The organism is Pantoea sp., assembly GCF_039594315.1.
GTDB lineage: Bacteria > Pseudomonadota > Gammaproteobacteria > Enterobacterales > Enterobacteriaceae > Pantoea.
The window spans coordinates 1-4,019 of sequence record NZ_JBCNNP010000106.1; the positions used below are offsets into that span (position 1 = coordinate 1).

Sequence of the window (4,019 nt, forward strand, 5' to 3'; positions counted from 1 at the left end):
CACTGAAACGTTGCTGCGTGAAATCCATCAGGATCTGCAGGGAGTGCTGTCGGCGCGTCTGTCACACGAGGTGTAATGAGTCATGGTGGCTGAACTGACCGCGCTACGCGATCAAATCGATGAAGTAGATAAAGCACTGCTTGGGTTACTGGCAAAACGACTGGAGCTGGTAGCCGAAGTAGGGGAAGTTAAAAGCCGCTACGGTTTGCCGATCTATGTTCCTGAGCGTGAGGCCAGCATGCTGGCTTCACGCCGCCAGGAAGCTGAAGCGCTCGGCGTGTCGCCGGACTTGATTGAAGATGTATTGCGTCGTTTGATGCGTGAATCCTATGCGCATGAAAATGACAAAGGCTTCAAAACGCTGTGTCCGACGTTGCGTCCGGTGGTGATTGTAGGTGGCCGCGGCCAGATGGGGCGTCTGTTTGAAAAGATGCTGACGCTTTCTGGCTATCAGGTCCGCATTCTGGATAAAGGCGATTGGGAACGCTCTGACGAGCTGCTGAAAAATGCGGGCATGGTGATCATCAGTGTGCCAATTCATCTGACCGAGCAAATCATCGGTGAGCTGCCAAAATTGCCAGAAGACTGCATTCTGGTCGATCTGGCTTCGGTGAAGAATCGCCCGCTGCAGGCGATGCTGGCCGCGCACACCGGACCGGTTCTGGGCTTGCATCCGATGTTTGGTCCGGACAGCGGCAGCCTGGCAAAGCAGGTTGTGGTTTGGTGTGATGGCCGTCAGCCGGAAGCCTATCAGTGGTTCCTTGAGCAGATTCAGGTTTGGGGCGCGCGGCTGCATCGTATCAGTGCCGTTGAGCACGACCAGAATATGGCGTTTATTCAGGCACTGCGTCACTTTGCGACTTTCGCTTACGGTCTGCATCTGGCGGAAGAGAACGTTAATCTGGATCAGCTGCTGGCGCTATCTTCACCGATATACCGCCTTGAACTGGCAATGGTTGGACGTCTGTTTGCGCAGGATCCGCAGCTTTACGCGGACATCATCATGTCCTCGGAGAGTAATCTGGCGCTGATTAAACGTTATTACCAGCGATTTGGCGATGCGATCAAACTGCTCGAGCAGGGCGATAAGCAAGCCTTTATCGATAGCTTTGAGCGCGTCGAACACTGGTTTGGTGATTACGCGAAACGCTTCCTGGTCGAAAGCAGAAGCATGCTGCGATCGGCGAACGATAGCCGGCAGTAAAAAACAAAAGGCATCCGTGAGGATGCCTTTTTGCTTAAAGGCGCGGCTCAACCGGCACCACATTCTCGCCTGGATAGCAGCCAAGAACTTTTAATGAACGGGTTAAGCCGCTCAACTCGGTTAACGCCAACTGCATATTTTCTGACTGCAGATTGCCCTGCACATCAATATAAAACATCTCTTCCCACGGATTGCCGTTGATGGGACGGTTTTCCAGTTTGCTCATGATGAGGCCGTGGTTACGTAATACCATCAGCGCTTCAACCAATGCCCCCGCTTGTTGACCCGTCGCCATGATCAATGTTGTTTTCGCCGGAACCTGACCAGAAACTTCAATCGCTTTACGTGCCAGCACGATGAAGCGCGTATGGTTCTGCTGTTGATTGGCCAGATTGCGCTCCATCGCCTGCAATCCATACAGCTCACCGCCCGCTTCGCTACCCAATGCGGCAACCTTTGGTGAATTCATCGCTGCCACTTTCTCCATCGCTGCAGCGGTGCTTTCGGTGTATTCGATTTTCCACTGCGGGAAACGATTAATGAACTGGCTGCACTGCTGGAATGGCTGAGGATGACTGTAAACCGTTTCGATCTGCTGCAAATCGGTGCTGCCGTTGACCAGCACACAGTGCTCAATTGGAATGGTCAGCTCACCCACGATCGATAGCGTGGTTTGCTGAAGCAGATCGTAAACGTCGTTGATCGAACCAGAGCTGGTATTTTCAATCGGCATCACCGCGTAGTCCGCTTGTCCACTTTCCACCTGATGGATGATGTCATGGAATTTCAGACAGCCGATCTCAACCATCGAATCAAAATGTCGGGTGGCGTATTTGCGCGCCGCAAGATGTGAGTAGGAACCTTTCGGACCGAGGAATGCAATGCGCGGTGCGTGAGCATGTGGATGGTTGAGATTCTTTTGCAACAAGGCTTGCTGAGTAAGAACCGAATCTTCAATCACCAACTGAAACAGGCGAGTGATGTAATGCGCATCAAGCTGATGCTTTTTACCCAGTGAAATTAAGTTTTCCAGCAGAGCGCGTTCACGCTCAACATCGCGGATAGGGCGATGCGTTGCCAGTTTAGCCTGCGCAACTTCAACGGCCAGTATGCGACGCTCCGACAAAAGCGCTAAGAGTTTTTCATCAACGGCGCTGATTTTATCGCGTAATGCCAGCAGCGGATTTTCGGGATTCATAGGGCTCACCTGTAAAATGTCCAATAAAAAAGCCTCCCATTTGGGAGGCTTTGTTGTTCGTCTTCGCATTCATTTTCACATGACGAATCGCCTCCCAATCAGGGGAAGGTAAAAAAGAATGCGAAGAAGAACGGGATATGTTTCATGGTTGTTTCCAAAACTAAAGTGCCTTGAGAGTAACCGCTGCGATTTAAAGCTGTCAATAAAAAACGCGCCCGTAGGCGCGTTACTGAAGATGTCTGTTTATTCCGTAGGAAGAAAATCTTTCACACTGCTGTTGGCGCGACGTGCTTCGGGTTTGTGCTGCGCTTTATTAAGTTGTCGCTCCAGCTTGGCGATCAAGTCATTGATGGCCGTATACATATCATCGTGTTTCGCGCTGGCGACCAGCGTGCCGTTCGGCGTATTGATGGTGGCATCTGCCACAAATTCTTTCGGCTCTTTCGATAACACTATGTGAGGGTTTATCAGATGTGTTTGCCATTTTTCCAGCTTGGCGAGGCGTTCTTCAACGTGATTGCGGATGGCCTCGGTGATTTCCATTTGTTTGCTGGTAATGTTCAGAATCATAGTTAAACCTCTCTGTCATTTCCGTGTGGGTAGGTCCAGCATACCGTGGATATTGAGAAAATATGTGATCAAGATCACATTGAAATGTCACTTTTTGTCAATGCCAGGTAATTGTGAGAAAGGCCGGGAAAGTGGCGGGAATTGCTTGAAGGATATGAGAGAAGGGCGCACTATCGACTGGATAACCGCAGCGATGAAAGCTCGTTTCTAACAACTTCTCGCTTAACAGACATAAAAAAAGCAGCCACTTGGGCTGCTTTTTTGTGGCTGTAAAATCAGGACTGGCTATTAGCCGCAATGATTTTTGCCACTTTGTCTGCTTCAGCCGTCAGCTGCAGCTGGCGATAAGCATTTTCCATCAATGGCAGCGCTTCATGAGTCGCTGCGGTATCCGGATAATCCTTCATCATACTCTCCACGCGGTTAACAACAGCGACATAGGCACCGCGCTTGGTATAGAATTGCGCCACCGAGAGTTCATACTTCGCCAGGCGCTCTTTCAAGAATGCCAAACGTTTCTGCGCATCCGCCGCATATTGGCTGTTCGGATAGCCGCGCAGTAACTGGGAGAAGTCACGGAAAGCATCACGAGCGTGCGTCGGATCACGATCAGAACGATCGATACCGAAGAAGCCCTGTAGCGCAGAATCATCCAACGCCATATCCGTCAGACCTTTCATATAGATGACATAGTCAATGTTTGGATGGGTTGGATTCAGACGCATAAAGCGCGAGATAGCGGCTTGCGCCAGTGGCAGATCGGCATTTTTGTAATACGCGTAGATCAAATCCAGTTGTACTTGCTGCGAATAAGGACCAAACGGATAGCGGTTATCCAATGCTTCCAGTTGCTTAATCGCCGCTTTAAAGTTACCGTCCTGCAGCTTTTGCTGGGCCGTGGCATAAATTTCAGACGGCGGGCTGTCTGGGACTGGATCCGATGAGCTGGAACAACCCACAAGCGCCAGGCTCAGGCTCAGTGTGGCAGCAGCCACCAGATGTTTCATACGCGTCATGACGAAATGATTATCCTCAAAGTGTTGTAGC

At 50.7% G+C, this 4,019-nt stretch carries 5 protein-coding genes and 1 other annotated feature; of the genes, 1 reads left to right on the forward strand and 4 read right to left on the reverse strand.

The annotated features are described in order from the left end of the window. Positions 1–82 precede the first annotated feature (82 nt). Positions 83–1,204 (forward strand): bifunctional chorismate mutase/prephenate dehydrogenase, encoded by a 1,122-nt coding sequence (gene tyrA / locus ABDW13_RS23330; RefSeq protein ID WP_192236525.1) that lies wholly within the window; start codon positions 83–85, stop codon positions 1,202–1,204. Positions 1,205–1,238: 34 nt separating this feature from the next. Here the strand turns inward: tyrA and pheA are convergent, their stop codons facing one another. The 4 genes from pheA to bamD all read right to left on the reverse strand — a co-directional run bounded on the left by pheA (position 1,239) and on the right by bamD (position 3,988). Next, a complete protein-coding gene (pheA, locus tag ABDW13_RS23335) occupies positions 1,239–2,402 on the reverse strand; it encodes a bifunctional chorismate mutase/prephenate dehydratase (RefSeq protein WP_343554877.1) in 1,164 nt (387 codons plus the stop codon). A gap of 22 nt (positions 2,403–2,424) precedes the next feature. Next, positions 2,425–2,549: a sequence feature (Phe leader region), on the reverse strand. Beyond that, complete coding sequence (gene pheL / locus ABDW13_RS23340; protein WP_010723158.1) at positions 2,501–2,548, reverse strand: phe operon leader peptide; 48 nt, start codon at positions 2,546–2,548, stop codon at positions 2,501–2,503. (Overlaps the previous feature by 48 nt.) Before the next feature lie 96 nt (positions 2,550–2,645). Then, positions 2,646–2,972 (reverse strand): ribosome-associated translation inhibitor RaiA, encoded by a 327-nt coding sequence (gene raiA / locus ABDW13_RS23345; protein WP_008109009.1) that lies wholly within the window; start codon positions 2,970–2,972, stop codon positions 2,646–2,648. Positions 2,973–3,247: 275 nt separating this feature from the next. After that, complete coding sequence (gene bamD / locus ABDW13_RS23350; RefSeq protein WP_343554878.1) at positions 3,248–3,988, reverse strand: outer membrane protein assembly factor BamD; 741 nt, start codon at positions 3,986–3,988, stop codon at positions 3,248–3,250. Positions 3,989–4,019: the final 31 nt, after the last annotated feature.

Bases quoted from the DNA above. Each gene is read 5' to 3' on its own strand.
- tyrA (WP_192236525.1), top strand. From the start codon at position 83: ATGGTGGCTGAACTGACCGCGCTACGCGATCAAATCGATGAAGTAGAT.
- pheA (WP_343554877.1), bottom strand. From the start codon at position 2,402: ATGAATCCCGAAAATCCGCTGCTGGCATTACGCGATAAAATCAGCGCC.
- raiA (WP_008109009.1), bottom strand. From the start codon at position 2,972: ATGATTCTGAACATTACCAGCAAACAAATGGAAATCACCGAGGCCATC.
- bamD (WP_343554878.1), bottom strand. From the start codon at position 3,988: ATGACGCGTATGAAACATCTGGTGGCTGCTGCCACACTGAGCCTGAGC.